The organism is Alkalicoccus luteus, from assembly GCF_012034335.1.
Lineage (GTDB): Bacteria > Bacillota > Bacilli > Bacillales > Salisediminibacteriaceae > Alkalicoccus > Alkalicoccus luteus_A.
Genome location: NZ_JAATHJ010000117.1, coordinates 1 through 254, shown reverse-complemented (window position 1 = coordinate 254; position 254 = coordinate 1). Strand labels below are relative to the sequence as shown.

The window sequence follows — 254 nt, the reverse complement described above, 5'->3', positions numbered from 1 at the left end:
TCCTATCGCTGCGTCTCTTTTGCTTTTTTTGGTGGATACGTTGACGTACTGGCATCCCTATTCGACATCGAAGCGTTGCCTAACGAAAGGTTCCATCCATATGGAACAAGCTCGTGTGAACCATCACCAGGGTTTCAACCGGACAGCCAGCTGCCGAATCGGAGGGCCTCGACTCCTGGAGGATCAGAACGAGGCGAAGATCCAGCGCTTCCGACAGCAGGAGGATGAGCTTAGCCGAGGGCGTTACCCCCGGA

Annotated in this window: 1 protein-coding gene; it reads left to right on the top strand. The window is 55.1% G+C overall.

The genetic code is table 11. The features are described 5' to 3' along the window. On the top strand, positions 1-228 hold a 228-nt coding region (locus HCN83_RS18280; protein ID WP_205774760.1), incomplete at its 5' end, for a hypothetical protein. Positions 229-254 lie beyond the last annotated feature (26 nt).